Raw genomic sequence first — 18,807 nt, 5'->3', positions numbered from 1 at the left:
GCACGCACACCACGACGGATCTTCTCTCTACGTGTCGACCCGCTCCCCCCGGCTGGGCGAACGCGTGACGCTCTGGCTGCGCGTCACCGACGCCGAGGCCCCACCGGCCGTCTGGGTGCGATCCGCGCCCGACGCCGAACCCTGGTACGACGCGGCCGAACGCGTTGGCGAGCACGCGGGATGGTGGTGGTACCGCGCCCGCGTCACCGTGCACAACCCCGTCATGCGGTACCGCTGGCTGCTCAGCGCCGACGAGGGATACTCGTGGTTCACCGGTGGCGGGCTGGTCGCGCACGACGTGCCGGACGATCAGGACTTCACCCTGCTGGTCAGCGACCCTGCCCCCGAGTGGGTGACGAGCGCCGTCGTGTACCAGATCTTCCCCGACCGCTTCGCCCGCTCGGATGCCGCCTCCGAGCGCGAGCTCCCGTCGTGGGCTGTCGCGAGCGGGTGGGATGACCCGGTCGAGCAGCGCCGCCCGGATGTCGCCTACCAGGTATACGGAGGCGACCTCGACGGGGTCGGCGGCAAGCTCGACTACCTCGAAGACCTCGGGGTGGACGTGATCTACCTCACCCCGTTCTTCCCCGCGGGGTCCTCGCATCGCTACGACTCGACGACCTTCTCCGAGGTCGACCCGCTGCTCGGAGGCGACGATGCTCTCTCGCGACTCACCTCCGCGGCCCACGCCCGGGGATTGCGGGTGATGGGCGACCTCACCACCAACCACTCCGGCTGGGAGCACGAGTGGTTCCTCGCGGCACGGGCGGATGTGGATGCCGCGGAGCGCGACCTGTACTTCATGCAGCCGGATGGCACCTACGTCGGCTGGTACGCCCTTGCCACCCTGCCGAAGTTCCGCCCGAGCGACGAGTTCTTCGATCGCCTGATCGACGGCCCCGACTCGGTCGCGCGGCGATGGCTTGCCCCGCCGTTCGAGTTGGACGGGTGGCGCATCGACGTCGCTAACATGACCGGCCGGCAAGGAGAGGTGGACGCGAACCGGGAGGTCGCGCATCGACTACGCACCGCGATGGTCGAGGAGCGCAGCGACGCCTACCTCGTCGCCGAGCACTGCCATGACGCCAGCGCCGATCTGCGCGCCGGAGGCTGGCACGGCGCGATGAACTACGCGGGATTCCTCCGCCCGCTGTGGTCGTGGCTGCGCTACCCGGGCTACCGCTCGAACTTCCTCGGCCTGCCCGCCGACGTTCCACGGTCGTCCGGCGAGTCGGCGGTGGCCACGGTCACGGCCTTCATCGCGGCGACCCCGTGGCGCGAGATGACCGCATCATGGTCACTGATCGGATCGCACGACACCGCGAGGGTCCGCACCGTGCTCGGCGACTGTGCGGGCGTCGCGGCCGGCATCCTGTTCACCTTCCCCGGAGTCCCGATGATGTTCATGGGAGACGAGTGGGGCGGCGAAGGGGTGGACGGAGAGGACTCGCGGCGCCCGATGCCGTGGGACCGGCCCGAGTCCCGCGACGCCGACACCTTCGCGCGCTACCGGGCCCTGATCGCCCTGCGACGGGGGAGCACCGCTCTCCGCGAAGGCGGACTGCGCTGGGTGCATGCGAGCGACGACGCGATCAGCTACGTGCGCGAGCACCTCGACGAGACCATGTGGTGCGTCGCGGCGCGGGGCGGCACACAGCGAGTGGCCATCCCGTGCGAGGCGCTGGGCCTCTTCCGGGCGGAAGACGCCGCGCTCGTCCACGGCGAGGCCGCGCTATCTGTTGCGGACGGGGAGGTCAGCGCCACGGTGACGGGTCCGGCTTTCGTCGCGTGGCGGCTCCCCGGTGTCACGCGTCCGGCCGGCCAGTAGACGGTGCCGCCGGCGGCATCCGCACTCGCATGCTGGGCCGCGACCGCGACTCGGTGTTCAGTGTCACCAAGCCCGACGCGACGATGACTCGATGAAGCGACGCCTCCACACGAAGGAACCGCAGATGACCCAGACCTACTCGCTCCCCTCCCTGCCCTTCGCTCTCCACGGCTCGGAGGAGTGGGAGTGGCGGATCGCGGCGAACGTCGTGGAGGTGGCGGCGAAGCCGCACAGCGACCTCTTCGTGGAGCCGAGCGATTCGGACAGCGTCGGCGCGGGAACCCAGCTGAACGCCGTCACCCTCACCGGGACTCCGCCTGAGGGAGACTTCCAGCTGAGCGCGCGCGTCGACGTCGACTTCCGTTCCACGTTCGACGCTGGCGCCCTCGTCGTGTGGATCGACCACTCCCGCTGGGCGAAACTCTGCCTGGAATACGCGCCGGGCGGCGAGCCGATGGTCGTCTCGGTGGTCACGCGGGACGTGTCGGACGATGCGAACGGCTTCGCACTGGACGAGGCATCCGTCTGGCTGCGCGTGGCTCGCGTGGGGGAGGTCTTCGCGTTCCACGCGTCCGTCGACGGTGCGCGGTGGAGGTTCGTGCGCGCGTTCGTGCTCGAGGGCGAACCTGTGGCAGTCGGCTTCGAAGCGCAGAGTCCCCTCGGCTCCGGCTGCCGCGTGTCCTTCCGCGACATCGACTTCGCATCCGAGACCCTCGCCGACCTCCGCGACGGATCCTGAGCCGGACGACCGAGTCAGCGTAACCCGGTCAGCCTCGCATCTACCAACCTGGGGAGTATGGTTTCAAATCCCACCGTCACCGCCAGGGAAGCCCCTGCTCAGCGGGGGTTTCCTATTCGTCAGAGGACCCGTTGACGAGGAGTGAAGAGACTCTGCGCTGCAGGAACTCACGTTGACATCGGGAGTGATCGGGGCAACGCCCCAAGGCGACTCACGGCGGCTCTACTCTCGCATGGTGAGGCTTCATGATGATCAGGTCGACATCGAGATCGACTCGGTACGACGCCTGATCGCTGAGCAGTTCCCGGAGTATCGGCAGCTGGAGGTGCGACCCGTATCGGGATCGCCTGCGACCGTGAGCAAGCTCTTTCGCGTGGGCACCGCGCTGGCGGCGAAGTTCCCGCTGCGGCGCCAGGATCCGGAGCATGCGGCTTCGTGGCTGACGAGGGAAGCCGACGGTCTGCGCTCGTTCCACGCCGTCTCACGTCTTCCCAGTCCGGTGCCGGTTGGCATCGGGGATCCGGGACATGGCTTCCCCATGCCGTGGATGCTGCAGAGCTGGGCCGCCGGTACGACGGCGACTCCGACGGGCGTGGCCGACGCCACCGCGGTCGCGGAGGACGTGGCGGAGCTGATTCTCCGTATGCGTGGAACGGATCCTTCCGGATTCCGCGTGAACGGTTCCGGTCGCGGCGGGGATCTCAGCTCCCACGACGCGTGGGTGCAGGAGTGCCTCCGCCGGAGCGAGGGCCTGCTCGAGCGTGACCGCGCGGCGGAACGGTGGCAGCAGTTCCGCGTTCTCCCGCCGCCGGCGGAATCCGTTCTGTGTCACGGCGACCTCACTCCGTTCAATCTCCTCGTGCGGAGGAACCGGCTTGTGGGCGTGCTCGATGGCGGCGGGTTCGGTCGTGCGGACCCGGCGCTCGACCTGATCGTCGCGTGGCACCTCTTCGATGCGCCCGCCAGAGCGGTGTTGCGCGATCTGGTGGGCAGCGACGAACTCGAGTGGCGGCGCGGCGCGGCATGGGCATTCGAGCAAGCCATGGGTGTGGTCTGGTACTACCGGGACACGAATCCCGCGATGTCGGCGTTGGGGCGAACGACGCTGGCCCGCATCCTCGACGCCGCGGACCTGTGAGCCGTTGCCCGGGCTCGCCATCGACAGCTGTTCCGCAGCCGCCCGACTTCGGCTCTTCCACCTCGTCCAGCCGAGTGGCAGGATGCCCGCGTGATCGCACGCGCATGGGTCGCTGATCGGTCGACGACGACCGCGATCAGCGTCGGCATCCCGGTCCTCGGCGTTGCCGTCGGCATCCCGGCCGCGCTCGCCAGTCCGTCCGCGTCGTCGTATGTGTCCTGGTTCCCCGACTTCCTGGTGGGGTTGCTGTTCTTCGCCGCGGCCGGACTGTCGTCCCGGTCGTCGCGCGTGTTGACGATTTACGCGCTCCTCATCGGATGTCTGTGGTTCCTGGGGAGCGCCCTCCCGGTCGCGAGCCTCTGGCACCGCGGCGCGATCGCCCACCTCGTGATCGCCTTGCCGCTGATCGCCGTCGCGCCATGGTTCGCGGTGGTCGCGGTCGTAGCCGGGTACGCGGTCAACCTGATCCCGAGCTTCGGGGGCCGGCCCGACGTTTCTCTCGCCCTCGCCGCGGCCCTCATCGTCGTGGCCCTCCTCCGCATGCGCACTCGACGCTCCGGGTCGGCCCCGCTTGCGGTCGCGCTCGCTTTCGGCATCGGCGTCGCCGGATACCAGGTGCTGGGAAGCATCGTCCCGGGGCCGACCGGCGTCTATGCGGGTCTTCTCGTCTACGACGCGGCGATCGCAGCGATCGCCTTCATCCTGGCGCTGTCGACGCTGCGCCCCGACGTGTCGGATCCGGCCGACCTGATCATCGAGATCCGGCGCCGTTCGCCCGCCGCGGAGGCGGCGCAGGCGCTGCGCGATGCGCTGGGGGATGTCGATGATCCTGCGATCATCCACGCCCTCGCCACCGCAGACCGCCTCGCTGCAACGAATGCCCGGCTCCAGCGGGAGGCGGACGGGCGGCTGCGCGCGCTCGCCGAGTCGCTGGACAGGCTCGCGGCAGCCGACACCGAGGAGCGTGCGCGCATCCTTGACCTCCTCAGCGAGGAACTCGATCCTCTCTATTCGGAAGTGGATGCCGCGCTCGCGGCACTGCCGCCCTCACCCGCTTCCGAGCGGATCCGGCAGCGAGTCGCCGAGTCTGCGGACGAGCTCGCCGCGCTCCGGGCCGACCTGTCGGCAGCCGGCGACCCCAGCCTGGCCGACGGCATCCTCCGGCTTGCATCGCAGAGCCCCATCCCCGTCCGGGTCGGCGATCTGCCTCGCCTCCCGCTCGCGTGGGTCGAACCGGTACTCCGGATGTGCGCGGAAGCGATGACCAACGCCGTCAAGCATTCCGGTGCGACCACGATCCGGATCGGCGGACGTCGTCGAAGGGGCGCATGGACCCTCGACGTCGTAGACGACGGCCGCGGCGGGGCAGACGAACGACGGGGGACGGGCCTGCGCGGCATGATCGAGCGCGCAAGCGAGATCGGTGCTCGGATCGAGGTGACGTCGCCTGTCGAGGGCGGCACCTGGGTGTCGATCCGGCTGCCGCGGTTCAGTGGTCGGGTCGTGCCGCGTCGCCCGTCCGCGGACGGCAGAGCTCCGGGGGCTCGTACTCCCGAGCAGGGTGCGCGCTGACAGCATCCCGCATCGCCTCCACGACCGGAGCATGCGCCGGATCGGCGAGGAGCCCTCGAACAGCGGGCGACACTCGCTCCGCGAACGCGTCGCGGGCCGCCGCGCTCGTGACGGCGACCCGGTAGCCGAGGGCGCACGCGCGAGTGGCGGCGTCATCCCGGTCGATGGGCGACAGAGCGAGGTCTTCAGCGACGGCTCTCAGCGCCTCCCGCTGTGCATCGCTCAGGGCCTCCCACGCCTCGGAATCGGCGACCAGCACGTCGAATTTCACCCAGAGATCGATGTCGCCCGTGATGGTCAGGTTGCCGGCGAGGGTCGGAAGCCACCCGAGGCTCGTCTCGGCGGCGTCAACCTCGCCTGAAGCGATCCCACTCGGCGGCGCGTCCGCGACCGGCGTCGCTCCCAGCGCGCCGAGGAGATCGGCCTCGAACAGAGCGTCCGCCTGAGCGGTCCGGAAGCGCAATGCACGGAACTGGTCCGGATGCCGCAGGGGGGAGAGGGATGCCGGATGCCGGATCTCTTCGGGGATCGCGGCGATCCCGACGAGACCGACCGACTCGAGCCGGGACAGGTAGTCGGCCACGGCCCCGCTGCGCGCAACGGCCGCAGCCTGCTCCATGGAGTGAAGCTGGAACGGCGCCGACAGCGCGGGCAGCGAGGCCTCGGGCCAGCGATCGAAAGCGCGGGCGGGGATGAGGCCGAACGAGGACGCACCTTGTGCAACAGCTTCCGCCAGGTCGGCCTCGCGGTAAGGGTCGGGAGTTCCGTCGTCCCATGCCGGTTCCAGCACGATGCCGGCCTCCGGTCCGCGGGGATCGAGGGCGACAGCCTGCGCCAGACGACCCGTCGGGCTGCTCCGCCCCTCGGGGACCGCGAAGCCGTGCACGTTGGCCAGCGCGCCCGACCCGCCCTTCGTCCCGCTGTAGTCGGCTGCGAAGTCGCAGCCGACCAGGAGTGCGAGCGCGCAGATGAGGATCGCCGGCGTGCCGGCGACCCTCATCCCCGCGCGCGCCCTGCTCACTGCACCTTGATCCAGGGGGTGGCTGTGATCGCCAGCACGTCGATCTCGGGGAAGTCGCCGAACGGCGTGACCGTGAGGTTGCCGGCGGCGTCAGGCCGCACGACCATGGAGAGAGCCTGATACCCGCTCTCCTCCTTGATCAGGTTCTCTCCGTCGAACGACCACGTGCCGTGTGCAGACACGGACTCGCCCTTTCCGTCCGGATCCTCCCACCGGTGGGTCCACGTGCCGTCGGCCACGAGGGTCTGCGTGTAGATGCCGCAGACTTCGGGGCACCACTGGTCGGCTGACACGCCCGCGGCTTCGAGCACCTCCGCGGTTACCTCCCAGCGGTAGGTGCCGGCGATGGAGGTGTCCGACCCTGGGCCGGCCGTCGTCGTCTCGCACCCCGTAACGGGGTCCGGCGCGGAAACGCCGGCGACGACCTCGGAGATCGCCGCGATGATGTCGGCGTTGCCGCCATTCGCGGCGATCGCGTCGACGACCGGCTGAGCGGCCGCCCGGAAGGAGGCGACCTGGTCCGCGGTGGCCGCCACGATCGAGCCGCCGCCCGCGCACCACGCGTTCGCGGCGTCGGCGTCTGTGGGCTGGTTCTCGCGCACCCACTCCCGGGTCGCGCCCGCGGCCTCGGTGATCGCCTGCCGGGCCCGCTCGTCGAGAGACGCCCACGCATCGGCGTTCGCGACGAGCACATTGACCTTCGGGTAGAAGACGACGTTCCCCGTCGCGGTGCCGTACGGATCCAGCAAGTAGGAGGAGTCGGTGCCGAGGTGCTTCTCGAAGTCGGGGTGCTCGTCGGTCACCGCGCCGGCCCCGAGCGCTTCGTAGAGCGCTCGGTTCACCTCGGCGGTGGCTGAGCGGACGGTTCCGCCCGCATAATCCTTGGGATCCACCAGCGGGCCGTGATAGCCGAACGGTCGCCGCAGCCCTTCGGGCATCGCCGCAATCCCCACCAGCCCCAGCTCATCCAGGCCCTGAAGCATCGGCGTCATCACCGCATCGTCGCTGAGCACGGCATCCAGCGCCTCATCGCTCTGGATCAGGAAAGGGGTGGTGAGCGGGTCGAGGCTGGTCACGCCCAGGCTCGCCCACGCCCGCGACGGGACCACCGCCAGGTCGAGCTCGCTGTCCACGACCATCCGGGCGATCGCCTGGTCCCAGTCGGCGGTGTCGCCGGCGGCGTGCCACACCGGCTCGAGCACGACGTCTCCCGACTTCGCCGCTTCGGCCGCCAGTGCGGTGATCTGGTCGGCGGCGGGCACGCCGGGGCTGTCGTCCGTTCCGATGGTGAGGGTGACCGCCTCGGCCGCCGCCTCCGCCGTGGGGTTCGCCGTGCACGCGGCGCTGCCGAGCGCGATCGCCGTCAAGGCGGCGATCGCGGGGAGTGTCCGGATGGCCATCGTCGGCTCCTTACAGGATCGATTGTGTCCGATGAACCGACGCTATGGGGAGGCAGATCCTCGACCCACCGTGCCCGCACCCGGTTCTCCGCGGTGTCTCCGTGCTGGCACGGGTCATCGTCCGGAAGCGTTGACGGCGTCCGCCCGCGCTTCCAGAATCAGACCATGCGGCGCCAGGCGCGCATATGGGGTGCGATCGCGATCCTCTTCGCGATCGCCGCCATGCTCGTGGCGGGATGGCTCGGCGCCACGTCCGAGCCACGCGCGTCGTCGACGGCGAGCGAGGTGCTGTTCGCCGCCCACGTCATGGCGGGTGCGATGCTGATCGCAGCATCCGCTGTCCTCGCCGTCACCGGAATCCGGCCGGCTCAGGTCATCGCCCTTTCCGCATCCGCGCTCGCGCTGCAGGCCGAGATCCTCCGGAACGCGCCGCTCACACCACCCGTCGCCCGCACGGTCCTCACCGCGATCGGTCTCGCGGCGCCCGTGGCCGTGGTCGTGCTCACGCTGCCCCCGCGGAACTCGGCGCCTGCCTCCGGTGCGGCGGAGCAGGAAGCGCTCTGGGTGGGGTGGCTCCGCCGCGCGTCCATCGGCGTTGCGGTGGCCATCGGTGTGCTCGCGGCCGCAATCGCGCTGGTGAGGGTTCCGCTCTACGATCTCGCCTGCAGGTACGACTGCGGGCTCGACAGCTGGATCGCCGTTCCCTCGCCCGCGACGTCGGCGGCTCTCTCGGGGTGGTATCTCGCCGCACTCGCCGCCTCATCCGCGCTGGCGGGGGCTCTGCTGTGGGCACGCGCGCGTACAGGCGCACCTGCGGCCGACGCGTGGTTCGGCCCGGCAGTCCTCGGGGCCGCGACCGCGACGCTGCTCGCCGAGACGATCCGGGGGGTCGCCGTACTCGCCCGCTCGGATGCTCTGCTGGCCTGGGACCTGGTGCGTCTGCTGGCCTACGTCGCGCTGGGGGCGACCGCCCTGGTCGCGGGGGCGGCGCTCGCGAGACGGCTGCGGGCGGTCCGCGAGCTGACGCGCCGGATCGGGCACGAGGCCGAGCCTGGAGGGCTTCGTGCTCGCCTTGCGGCGATCCTCGACGATCCGTCCCTGTCGCTTGGATTCTGGATCCCGGAGGCCGGACGGTTCGTCGACGAACAGGGGGCCTTCGCCGACGCGCCCCACGGTGCAACCCGCATCCGGCTGTCGCGCCGTGGTCGACCGCTCGCGATGATCGCCACGAGCCGCCGAGCGGACGAGGCCGCCGTCGCCGTCCGGTCGATCGGCGAGAGCGCTAGCCTCGCGATCGACAACGAGCGGTGGTTCGCCGAGATGGCTCACCGCAGCCATCAACTCGAGGCGACCCGACGGGCGATCGTCGACCGATCCTCGACGGAGCGGCACGCCATCGAGAGAGGACTGCACGACGGCGTGCAGGCGGGTCTCGTGGCGGCGCTCTTCGAACTCGCGCGACTTCGCGCGGACAAGGGCCCGTCACCCGAGGCGGATCGCCTGGAACGAGCGCTGACCCGCGCCCACGGCCGCGCGCGAGAGCTCGCGCACGGCGTCTATCCCGCACTGCTGGACGGCGTCGGCCTGAGCGAAGCCCTGCGCGAACTTGCGAGCACGCGGCCCCTGTCGGTCACCGTTGCCGGCGAGCGGGCTCCCATGCCGGTCGAACACGCGCTCTACCGACTGGTGCGAGCCGCGAGCGACGGCGGTGCGCCGCTCACGGTCGACGTCTCGATCGGCGGCGATGCACGGGTGGTGCTGTCGGGCGCTCGCGAGTCGCCTCCCGCCGCGATCCTCGACGAGATCGGCGTCCTCGGCGGCCGAGTCGACAGGCATGGCGACACGGTCACGGCGGTGGTCCCATGCGCGCCGTGATCGCCGATGACACGCTCATCACGAGGGAGGGCCTCGCGTTCCTGCTCGCCGACGCCGGCTTGGACGTCGTGGGAGCGGCATCCGATGGTGCGGCCCTGCTCCGACTCGTGGCCGAGTATCGGCCCGATGTCGCGATCGTGGACATCCGCATGCCGCCGACCTACCGCGACGAGGGGATCGTGGCCGCCCGTGAGATCCGTCGCGACTATCCGGGCACGGCCGTTCTGATCCTCTCGCAATACCTCGAGCCGGCGTACGCGATGCGGATGCTGACCGACTATCCCGAGCGCACGGGGTATCTGCTCAAGGAGCGTGTGAACGAGCTGGCGGTCCTCACGGACGCCCTGCGACGCCTGTCTGAGGGCGAGACGGTGGTCGACCCGACCATCGTCGCGCGGCTCATGCATCGGCCGCGGCCCGATGGGGCGTTGGATGCTCTCACCCCGCGCGAGCGGGATGTGCTGGCCTGCGTCGCCGAGGGGCTCACCAACGAAGGGATCGGAGCCAGGCTTTTCATCAGCGAGCGGACGGTCGAATCGCACGTCGCCAACGTCTTCGACAAGCTCGGGCTCACCGCGAGTACCCATTCGCATCGCCGCGTGCTGGCCGCGCTCCTCTACCTGCGGGAGACGAGGCAGTGACCGCGGCGAACTCGACCGCGGAACGGGAGGCGATGTCCGGCCCTGCCGACGGCCCGTGAGGGCGAGAGCGCTGCCCTCGCCCCCACGGTGTCGTCATCTCGACCGGGATGCCGGCTGGGGCGTCACCCCTCGAACAACCGCGGCAGGAAGTCGATCAACGCCTTCTGCCAGACGTCCCAGCTGTGCGGACCGGGGATGATCGGCGCGAACTCGTGCTCGATCCCCCGGTTGTTCAGCGCAGTGACCAGGCCCAGCGTCTGCTGGTAGGTGAAGTCCTGGATGTCACCCGAGTAGATGCGCAGGAGCTCCGTGCCGTCGTTGATCGCCGTCACATCGGCACTCGCCGGAGGATTGGTGAATGCAGACATCGCACCGATGTAGGCGAACTGGCCGGGGAACGTGTACATGGTGCTCAGTGCCGCCTGCGATCCCATGGACAGGCCCGCAAGGGCACGATCCGCGGGGTCGCCGCTGACGTTGTACTGCGCCTGGGCGGCCACCGTGATGCGCTGCGTGATCTCGTTGGGGAAGTTCACGCCGTTGCCGTTGGCCATCACGACCACCATCGGGACGATGTTCCCCTTGGCGTAGTAATTGTCGAGGATCTGGGCGGCGAAGCCGACCTGGATCCAGTCCGTCCACGTCTGTCCGCCACCGTGCTGGAGGTACAGCACCGGATAGGCCTCGGCGCGCTCGGGGTCGTAGTCCGGGGGCGTCCACACGTACGCCGAGCGAGTGGGGTTGCCGCTCGCGCTGCTGGTGTAGTCCATGACCTGGACGTGGCCCCGCGCCTCGGGTGCGACCGGCGTCGTGTACTCGCCACGGAGCGTCTCGCCGCCGGGAACCTGGAACGTGCTCCAGTTGGGCTCCGAGAGCACGGTCGTCGGGTTGGCGGTGTCCTTGCGGTCCGAGCCCTCGACGACGAACTTGTAGTAGTACGAACCCGCCTCGACCGGCATCGTGAGGCGCCAGCGCCCGTCCGGCTGCTTGGTCATCGGCGTGCGCGGCCAGCTCCCGGCGGGGCCGAAGTTGCCCCACACCGTGACGTTGTTCGCGCCGGCGAACTCGGTGCCGGTCTCGAACGTCACGACGCCGTTCTCATCGATCCACGGCGTCGGGGTCGTGCCGGGCGCCGGAAGCGCGTGCGGCTCGAGCGCGAGGTGGCCCTCGCTCGGTCCTGTGTCGCCCGGCTCCTGGAACACACGCTGCGCGAAGTCGTGCAGATTCTTCTGCCACGTGTCCCACGTGCCCCCCGTCTCCGGGTCGGAGCCGTCCGACTGGAACTCGACGCCGGCCTTCGCGAGCTTGTCGGCGAGGCTCACGGTCGCGTTGTATCGCGGATCGGTGACGTTGCCGACGTAAAGACGGATGAGGTCGGTCGCGTTGTTGATCTGCCGCGCCTTGCCCTTGCCGATGTTCTGCTCGAGCCGGCCTGAGAACGAGCCGACATTCGCGAACTCTCCCGTCGCGTTCACCTGGAGCTGAAGAGCCTGCGAAGCCCCTCGCCCGATGCCGGCGATGGCGCGATCGTCGCCGTCGCTCGAGATGTTGAACGACCCTTCCGCGGCCGGCAGCAGGTTCTTGACCACCTCACCGCGGATCTCATCCGACTGGCCGTCACCCATGACGACGACCATCGGCTCGGCGTCGCCGTCGACTGTCAGGTTGTCGAGGATCTGCTTCAGTCGCCCGAGCTCCACCCATTCGCGATAGCTCTGGCCCTCGTCCTGCAGGAGGTAGAGCACGGGGTAGGGTTCAGCGCGGTTCTCGTCATAGCCCGGGGGCGTCCATACGAGCGCCGAGCGCTCTCCGCCGGTGACGGAGCTCCGGTACGTGAGATCCGTCAGCGCCCCTCCGTCGGGCACGTCGGCGAGCCACTCGGCGCCCGGACCGTCGACGAACAGGGTGTTCCAGGTCGGCTTCGAGGTCACCTCCTGCGGACTCGCCGGGTTGCGGAAGGCGATCGCATCCTGGTTCCAGGCCGGACGAGCGGAGTACTGGTAGTAGTACAGGCCGGGCTCGAGAGGTCCGAGAGTCGTCGACCAGACTCGGCCGTTCGGCGTATTGCTCGAACCCATGTTGAGCGTGGTCCACGTCTTGCCGGGGGCGAAGTTGCCCTCCACCGCCACGACGCTCCCGTTGATGCCCGTCGCCGGCTGGATCGCCGAGTCGGGGACGGAGAAACGGTAGACGTCCGGGACGACGTTGTCGACCTCGGCGACCCACGGGTCCTCGGCGGCCGCGGCCGGCTGCGCCGCGAGGAGGGTGGATACGCCCAACGCCGCAGCGGTGGTCATCGCCACCAGTATTCGACGGGAGCGCGTCTGCATGCCCCGTCCTCGCTCTGTCCACATCAACATCGATTTCCTCTCGGATTACAACGTCGTAAATTCCCGTGCACGCCCATCGTGTCTTTCGGGCGCGTCGGCGTCAAGAGAAAATTGCAACGTTGTAGAGACGGCGGGCGCGGCGCATCACCGGATGGTGTGCGGGGGTCGCCGACTACTTCTTGCCGAGGTCAGCGGCGATGTCGGGCACGTAGTGGAACTGCTCGATGGGAGGCCGCTCATAGTCGTCGGCCTTCGGCCGGTCCGGGATCGTGATCTTCGGCCGGTCCAGGTGACGATAGGGGATGCTGTCGAGCAGGTGGCTGATCGAATTGAGTCGCGCGCTGCGTTTGTCGTCGCTCTCGACGACCCACCACGGGGAACCGGGGGTATCCGTCGCGGCGAACATGGCATCCTTCGCGCGTGAGTAGTCCTCCCACCGGCGGATCGATTCCAGGTCGGTCGGAGACAGCTTCCAGAGCTTCATCGGATCCTCCAGCCGCGCCGCGAAGCGCGCCTGCTGCTCGTCATCCGAGACCGAGAACCAGTACTTGATCAGGATGATGCCGTCCTCGATCAGATGCTGCTCCACGAGCGGCGCCTGCCGCAGGAACCTCTGGTACTCCTCCTCCGAGCAGTACCCCATGACCCGCTCGACCCCCGCGCGGTTGTACCAGGACCGGTCCATCAGCACGAGCTCGCCCTTGCTCGGGAGATGCTCGATGTACCGCTGGAAGTACCACTGGCCGCGCTCGCGCTTGGTCGGCTTCGTGAGCGCGACGACGCGCACATGCCGGGGGCTCAGGTACTCGGTGACCCGTTTGATCGCTCCGCCCTTGCCGGCGGCATCACGGCCTTCGAAGATCACCAGGACACGGGCGTCGTTCTTCGCCACCCACCGCTGCATCTCCACCAGCTCGACCTGCAAGCGCTTCAGCTCCGCCTTGTACGGCCCCTTGGGGACCCGCTTCACCGTCGTCTTGCTGCTGACCTTCTTCGCCATCGCACCCCTTCGTGAGCACCGCGTCGGCGGCGACGATCTCGCGATGAGCACGCAGACCCTCGGTCGTCACTGACGTCGCCACCCTACCGACTCCGGCCGCGCAAGTAGAGTCGGCGCATGCGGGTTCGCGTCCGGAACTGCACGAAGCTGTTCGACATGCGCGACGGCTACCCCTTCGCTCGCAACGTGCTGGGATTCAGCGACCCGAGCGTCGCGCTGGTGGGGGATCGGTGGACGATGTTCATCGGCGGGATGGCGCCGACGTTCCGGACGAACATCTACTCGTTCGAACTGCCTCCGGGCGCGCCGGTGACGAGCGACGAGTGGCGTCCCAGCCCTTCCGCCGTCCTGTCGGCCCGGCGGATTCGACCCGTCATCGACCAGCCGAGGAGGCGGTCGTGGAACCGCTGCATGCACTCGGTGTGCTTCGTGCGCGGCGTCGCAGACGCGCATACGGTCGAGCGCATCTACCACGCCGGTCGCGCCTCGGAGACCGTGCTCAACAGGCGGCTCCCATACCGCATCGGGTATCTCGAGCGTCGGCCGGGAGAACCGTGGCGCAGCATCGATCAACCGCTCGCACTGCACGGTCCCGGGCTCGACAGCATCCTCGAGCCGAAGGTCGAGTACCACAGCGGCCGATGGCACATGCGATTCCTGACGCTTCCCGCTTCCCGCCCAGGATCGGAGGACCCGACCCGGTTCCGGATCATGTACACGACGAGTCCGAACGGTCGCGACGACTGGACGGCACCCGTCGAGTGGTTCGGCACGACGACGGCTTCTACGACAGCGTCGTCGTCGCCGATGACGAAGGAGCGCTGATGGTCATCACGCGCGACTCGGACCTCGAGGGACGGGCGGACAATCCGCCGCAGGGCGTGTGGATCAGCCGCGCCTCCGCCGCGAGCGATCCGCGGCCGGACTGGTCGGACCCGGTGAGGATCTTCGCGGCGGAGGACGCCGGGTACGGATGGACGGCCAGGGGATGTGCGCGCCGACCGCGGTCTGGAGCGACGCCGCCCACCGCACCCTGAGCGTCTTCTTCGCCGGCGCCCCTGCCGAGCGTGCATGGCATCGCCTGGCGGTTCAGGCTGTGCGCCGTGGCCGGCGCCCGCCGTTCCCCTCGCCGCTCTACTTCACGATCGGCCGCCTCGATCTCGAGGTGGGCCGCAGCGAGTAGCCGCGACACCGTGAACCCGGTCCGCGCGCACGAGCGGCGGCATCCGGTGGTCGTTCATCGGATGCCGCCGCTGCCGGCCCGCCGGGTCAGCTCTTCTCGACCACCACGACGCTCGCGAAGTCCTTGCGGACGAAGCGCGTGCTGCAGGTCGGGCTGAAGCCCGTCGCCGTGATGGTGAACGAGTAGCTGCCCGGGATCTTGGTGCGCTCATAGCGACCTGCGGAGACCCCCACCAGCTTCGGACGCAGGATGAGCCGCGGGTCGATCACGGCGACGCGGTTCGGATTGACCGCGATCGTCGCGCCGGTGGTCGTCCCGCCCGTGCTGGAGCCCCCGCTCGTCGTGCCGGCCGCACCGCCGCCGCCGGTGACGCCGCCGGTGACGCCGCCGGCCACGATGCCGCCGATTCCGCCGCCTCCCGCGACGACGGCCGCGCCCTCGACCAGACCCCCGCCCGTCGATCCTCGCCCGAACCCGGTCAGACGCGGGGAACGGAGCGTGGCCGCGCCGAGCGCGAGGTCGTCGATGCGGGGCGCGAGGATGTCCTCGCCCGTGTCGGCGAAGAGCCGGTCCCGCAGCAGCACCAGCTGGGCGAGGCGGGCGCGTGCCTTGTCGGGCTTGCCGTCGGCGAGGAAGTCGTCGGGCAGCTTGATCCGCGAGAGGCGCCCGCGATGCTTGTCGAGGAGGTCGGCCGTGGACACATCCGGTGCGGCGACGGTCGCGCGCACGCGCACCCCGTCGATGCCGCCGCGACGATCCGCCACCGTGGCCTTGACCCCGATGACGTCCCCGAGCCCGACGAGGGTGGGCACGGCGAGCTGGAGCTTGAGCGGCGAGCGCACGAAACCCCCGACCGTGTACGGCGTGTGCTGCCGGCGGTCGGTCGCCACCTCGACGGTCCACTGCCCCGGCTGCGGATCCTGGATCGTGAAGCTGACGTAGCCGTCCCGAGCGTTGCGCACGAACTCGGTCGACGACCGCGGCAGCCACCTGCCGCCCGGCGAGCGCAGTCGCACGCCGATCTCGCCCGGCCCCTTCGGCTCGCGCGGAACGTAGCGCAGCGAGGTGTCATGCCACGCGACGGTGAACAGCACCGAGTCGGCGCAGCCGTCGACCCAGCCCGACACCTGCGACACCGAGGCCATCGACGACTCGTTGACGATCACGCCGTCGCCCGTGACCTGACCGCGGACGTAGTTGTAGATCTCGAAGAGGTCATCGATCGTGGGCATGAAGTAGTACCTGCCCCCGGTGTCGTCGGCCAGCTGCGCGAGGAGGGTCTGGTCGGATGCCGGGCCCATCGCCGCGCTGTAGATCGGCAGGTCCGCCGGCAGCGCCGCGGCCGCGTCGAGCGCCCAGGGCTTGGCCGGGTTTCCCTCGTCGCAGCCCTTGTTGTCGTAGCCGTCCGACAGCAGCACCATGGCCCGTCGCGTCCCGGCGCCCGAGAGCATGCTCCCGGCCTCCTGGATGCCCGCACCCATGAAGGTGCAGCCGCCGAACCCGATGCCGTCGACCGCCGCGGTCGCGGCATCCCTCGTCGCCTGACCCGTGATCAGCTGCGGCGCACCCGTCCCGGGGTACTCCTCGTCGCCCGAGTCGCCGAAGCTGACGACGCCGACGGAATCGTCGACCCCCATCAGGTCGATGAACTGGCGGGAAGTCTGCCGCGTGATGTCGACGTAGCCGAACACCTGCATCGAGCCCGACCGGTCGAGCACCGTGACGACGCTCACGGGATCCGCCGAGGGCACCTCGGCGTTGTCGATCACGAGCGCGAAGTCCTGCCACGTGCCCGCGATGTCGGTGCGAGCGGATGCCGCGATGCTGGCCGCGACGACGGTGACCTCGTAGACGCCGGCCGGGGTCTGGATGACGACGCCCTCGGTGTTGTTCAGGTCGTCCGCCGTTCCTCCGGTGGTGGAGAACGCCCCGGAGAACACGTTCCCGCGGAAGAGCTGGCCCGTGTCGACGTGGCGCACCTCGAGGTCGAGGTCGTTGACGAGCGCGGGATTCGCTCCGACCGCGCCCGCGGCGTCCGACCATGACAGCGCGACCCGCAGGGGCCGGGCGCCGTCGGCGGCCGCGACCCGGATCGTGTACTCCTGACCCGTCGCCGTGAACGCCTGCCGCTGATCGACGAAGATCTTCGGCCCACGGTCGGACGCAGGCGCCTGGAGGAGCGCGTTCTCGACGGAGACGCGGCCCCAGCCGACGTTGTTGTTCGGGCCGGCCGCGATCGTGCCTCCCGCACCGTCGGTGCCGCCCGCGACCGACTCCGTGGTCGAGGCGAGCAGCGCCTTGATGAGCGCGGGACTCGGCGTCTTCCCGTTGCGCGTCTGCCGCCACCAGTCGATGAGCAGCGCGGCGTTGCCCGCGACGTGGGGCGAGGCCATCGAGGTTCCCGACATCGGCGCGTGCACCGCGTGCAGGGTGCCGCCCGTGTCGGTGTACGGACCGCTGCGAAAGCCCACGGGGCTGTAGGTCGAGATGATGTCGGTGCCTGGCGCGACCACCGTCGGGAGCATCCGGCCGTCGGCGGCGGGGCCGCGCGACGACGTGGAGGCGAGGCCCCGGATGTCGTCGTTCGCGGTCATCTCCCCCGGACGGGCGTTGAGGGAGTTGCCGACGAGGATCGCGTTCTTGGGATTCTTCGTCACCGTGCCCGCGCCCGATCCGCTGTTCCCCGCGGAGAACACGATCACGAGCGGTGTCTGGTCCGTCGATGTCGCGTCGGCATCGCGGACGCCGAGGTCGACGGTGCGGTCGTCGGCGGAGTAGGTCGCCCCGTTCATCGCCCACGAGTTGTTCATGACGTCGCCGCCCTCCAGCGCCGACCGCCGGATGCGCGCCGCCACGGTGCCCCCCAGCTCGACGAGCCCCACGTCGGCCCCGGGTGCCACCCCCATGCCGAGAAGGAACCCTTGCGGGTCGGTATCCCCGGAGTCGCCGTCCCCGGCGGCGATGCCTGCGACGTGCGTGCCATGCCCATCGGTGTCGGCGCCGACCACGGCCGCTCCGGCCGAGTCGACGAGGAACGCCACCCTCCCGGCGAGGTCGTCGTGCATCGTCGTCGTGTCGTTCGTGTCGATGCCGGTGTCGCACACGGCGATCGTGACACCGGTGCCGTCGACGCCCAGAGCGGCCAGATTGGCCGCATAGCCGGTGTTGGGCAGGGTGTTCGGCGCGGCCGTGCCGTTGAGGTCCTCGTAGACGATCTGCGAGCTGCGCTCGTCCTCGACGACGGGTGCGTGCACGGCGTCGATCCAGCGAACGTCGTCACGCGCCGCGATCTCCGGCAGCGCCTCGGTGGGCAGCTGCGCGCGGACGCTTCGGAACACGTCGGGGGACTCCGGCGCGACCTCCACGACGGTTCCCCCCAGGGAGAGGACCAGTTCGGCGATCTCGTCGACGTTCCCCTCCGCCAGCACGCCGATGTCGACGGCCTCGATGGGCCCGAGTCCTCTGTCGGTGCCGGCCTCGGGATCCCCCGCCAGCAGCTCGGGATTGACCTTGTACGCCGGTGCGAGCGGACCGGTCCACTCCACGAACGGCAGCGCCTGCGCGGAAGCGATCGTCCCGGCGTCGGCGCGGACGAAGTACGCGTGCGGGCTGACCGCTTCGATCACGCGGATGCCGCGCTCGGCGAGGATGGCCAGCCACGACTCCTGGACGGGGCCGACGAGCTGGACCAGGTGATTCACCCCGTCGCCCTCCACCTGCTCGAAGCCCGGCGGCGTCGGCGGCGGATCGCCCCCTGCCGTGTCGATCTCGTAGCTGAACATGCGGATCGTGTGCGGATCTCGCACCGCCTTGACGCGCCATCCCTCCTTCTCCAGCCGCTCGACCTGACCCTCGTCGGCGTCGACGACGAAGCCCCGGTCGAGCGGACTGACGACCGACACCCCGTCTGCCGCGACGTCCGGCCTCGCCGCCTCGGCGCCTGTGGCGTCGGCTCGATGGGTGATGACATAGCGTTCGGACATCTCTGTGCCCCCTCTGTTCCGGCTCGATGTCGCCGAGCCCACGGCTCGGCATCACGGGAGAGGCGCGCACCGGCCCCGGTGATACATCAGCGGGCGA

The 18,807-nt window shown here is 70.0% G+C and carries 13 protein-coding genes; 8 read left to right on the top strand and 5 right to left on the bottom strand.

Going from position 1 to position 18,807, the window contains the following annotated elements; translation table 11 throughout:
- The first annotated feature begins 31 nt into the window (after window positions 1–31).
- The 4 genes from EV279_RS01160 (at window position 32) to EV279_RS01145 (ending at window position 5,277) form a co-directional block, all read left to right on the top strand.
- Window positions 32–1,828 carry a glycoside hydrolase family 13 protein gene (locus EV279_RS01160; protein WP_208109445.1) on the top strand — a complete coding sequence of 599 codons (1,797 nt, stop codon included), beginning with the start codon at window positions 32–34 and terminating at the stop codon, window positions 1,826–1,828.
- A 124-nt stretch (window positions 1,829–1,952) separates the two neighbouring features.
- Window positions 1,953–2,567, top strand: coding sequence for a DUF1349 domain-containing protein (locus tag EV279_RS01155; RefSeq protein WP_133541115.1), 615 nt, complete (start codon window positions 1,953–1,955; stop codon window positions 2,565–2,567).
- 184 nt (window positions 2,568–2,751) lie between these two features.
- On the top strand, window positions 2,752–3,705 hold the full coding sequence (locus tag EV279_RS01150; RefSeq protein ID WP_243728391.1) for a phosphotransferase: 954 nt from the start codon (window positions 2,752–2,754) through the stop codon (window positions 3,703–3,705).
- A 90-nt stretch (window positions 3,706–3,795) separates the two neighbouring features.
- Window positions 3,796–5,277, top strand: coding sequence for an ATP-binding protein (locus tag EV279_RS01145; protein ID WP_133541114.1), 1,482 nt, complete (start codon window positions 3,796–3,798; stop codon window positions 5,275–5,277).
- Here EV279_RS01145 and EV279_RS01140 read toward each other — a convergent pair.
- Both EV279_RS01140 and EV279_RS01135 read right to left on the bottom strand, forming a co-directional pair.
- Window positions 5,195–6,298 carry a hypothetical protein gene (locus EV279_RS01140; RefSeq protein WP_133541113.1) on the bottom strand — a complete coding sequence of 368 codons (1,104 nt, stop codon included), beginning with the start codon at window positions 6,296–6,298 and terminating at the stop codon, window positions 5,195–5,197. The genes EV279_RS01145 and EV279_RS01140 overlap by 83 nt on opposite strands.
- Complete coding sequence (locus tag EV279_RS01135) at window positions 6,295–7,698, bottom strand: hypothetical protein (RefSeq protein WP_133541112.1); 1,404 nt, start codon at window positions 7,696–7,698, stop codon at window positions 6,295–6,297. Before EV279_RS01135 ends, EV279_RS01140 begins: the two co-directional genes overlap by 4 nt.
- 165 nt (window positions 7,699–7,863) lie before the next feature.
- On the opposite strand from EV279_RS01135, the gene EV279_RS01130 reads away from it, so the two are divergent.
- Both EV279_RS01130 and EV279_RS01125 read left to right on the top strand, forming a co-directional pair.
- Complete coding sequence (locus tag EV279_RS01130) at window positions 7,864–9,573, top strand: histidine kinase (RefSeq protein WP_133541111.1); 1,710 nt, start codon at window positions 7,864–7,866, stop codon at window positions 9,571–9,573.
- A complete protein-coding gene (locus EV279_RS01125) occupies window positions 9,561–10,214 on the top strand; it encodes a response regulator transcription factor (protein WP_133541110.1) in 654 nt (217 codons plus the stop codon). Before EV279_RS01130 ends, EV279_RS01125 begins: the two co-directional genes overlap by 13 nt.
- Before the next feature lie 122 nt (window positions 10,215–10,336).
- Here the strand turns inward: EV279_RS01125 and EV279_RS01120 are convergent, their stop codons facing one another.
- On the bottom strand, window positions 10,337–12,511 hold the full coding sequence (locus EV279_RS01120; RefSeq protein ID WP_166644408.1) for an alpha/beta hydrolase-fold protein: 2,175 nt from the start codon (window positions 12,509–12,511) through the stop codon (window positions 10,337–10,339).
- Between the two features lie 205 nt (window positions 12,512–12,716).
- Window positions 12,717–13,544 (bottom strand): polyphosphate kinase 2, encoded by an 828-nt coding sequence (ppk2, locus tag EV279_RS01115; RefSeq protein WP_133541108.1) that lies wholly within the window; start codon window positions 13,542–13,544, stop codon window positions 12,717–12,719.
- Window positions 13,545–13,661: 117 nt separating this feature from the next.
- On the opposite strand from ppk2, the gene EV279_RS01110 reads away from it, so the two are divergent.
- Together EV279_RS01110 and EV279_RS01105 are read left to right on the top strand one after the other, a co-directional pair.
- Window positions 13,662–14,369: a hypothetical protein gene (locus EV279_RS01110; RefSeq protein ID WP_133541107.1), complete on the top strand. Its 708-nt coding sequence runs from the start codon at window positions 13,662–13,664 to the stop codon at window positions 14,367–14,369.
- A gap of 58 nt (window positions 14,370–14,427) precedes the next feature.
- Window positions 14,428–14,727 (top strand): hypothetical protein, encoded by a 300-nt coding sequence (locus EV279_RS01105; RefSeq protein ID WP_208109444.1) that lies wholly within the window; start codon window positions 14,428–14,430, stop codon window positions 14,725–14,727.
- Between the two features lie 86 nt (window positions 14,728–14,813).
- Here EV279_RS01105 and EV279_RS01100 read toward each other — a convergent pair whose 3' ends face one another.
- Complete coding sequence (locus EV279_RS01100) at window positions 14,814–18,710, bottom strand: S8 family serine peptidase (RefSeq protein WP_133541105.1); 3,897 nt, start codon at window positions 18,708–18,710, stop codon at window positions 14,814–14,816.
- Between the last annotated feature and the right edge of the window lie 97 nt (window positions 18,711–18,807).

Origin of the sequence: Microbacterium sp. BK668, from assembly GCF_004362195.1 — a bacterium.
Classification (GTDB): Bacteria; Actinomycetota; Actinomycetes; order Actinomycetales; family Microbacteriaceae; genus Microbacterium.
The sequence above is the reverse complement of the archived record's forward strand: the minus strand, read 5'-3'. Positions and strand labels throughout refer to the sequence as shown.

Excerpts from the sequence above, each read along its gene's own strand:
- EV279_RS01135 (WP_133541112.1), bottom strand. The coding sequence starts at position 7,698 with ATGGCCATCCGGACACTCCCCGCGATCGCCGCCTTGACGGCGATCGCG.
- ppk2 (WP_133541108.1), bottom strand. The coding sequence starts at position 13,544 with ATGGCGAAGAAGGTCAGCAGCAAGACGACGGTGAAGCGGGTCCCCAAG.
- EV279_RS01130 (WP_133541111.1), top strand. The coding sequence starts at position 7,864 with ATGCGGCGCCAGGCGCGCATATGGGGTGCGATCGCGATCCTCTTCGCG.
- EV279_RS01125 (WP_133541110.1), top strand. The coding sequence starts at position 9,561 with ATGCGCGCCGTGATCGCCGATGACACGCTCATCACGAGGGAGGGCCTC.
- EV279_RS01120 (WP_166644408.1), bottom strand. The coding sequence starts at position 12,511 with ATGACCACCGCTGCGGCGTTGGGCGTATCCACCCTCCTCGCGGCGCAG.
- EV279_RS01100 (WP_133541105.1), bottom strand. The coding sequence starts at position 18,710 with ATGTCCGAACGCTATGTCATCACCCATCGAGCCGACGCCACAGGCGCC.
- EV279_RS01110 (WP_133541107.1), top strand. The coding sequence starts at position 13,662 with ATGCGGGTTCGCGTCCGGAACTGCACGAAGCTGTTCGACATGCGCGAC.
- EV279_RS01155 (WP_133541115.1), top strand. The coding sequence starts at position 1,953 with ATGACCCAGACCTACTCGCTCCCCTCCCTGCCCTTCGCTCTCCACGGC.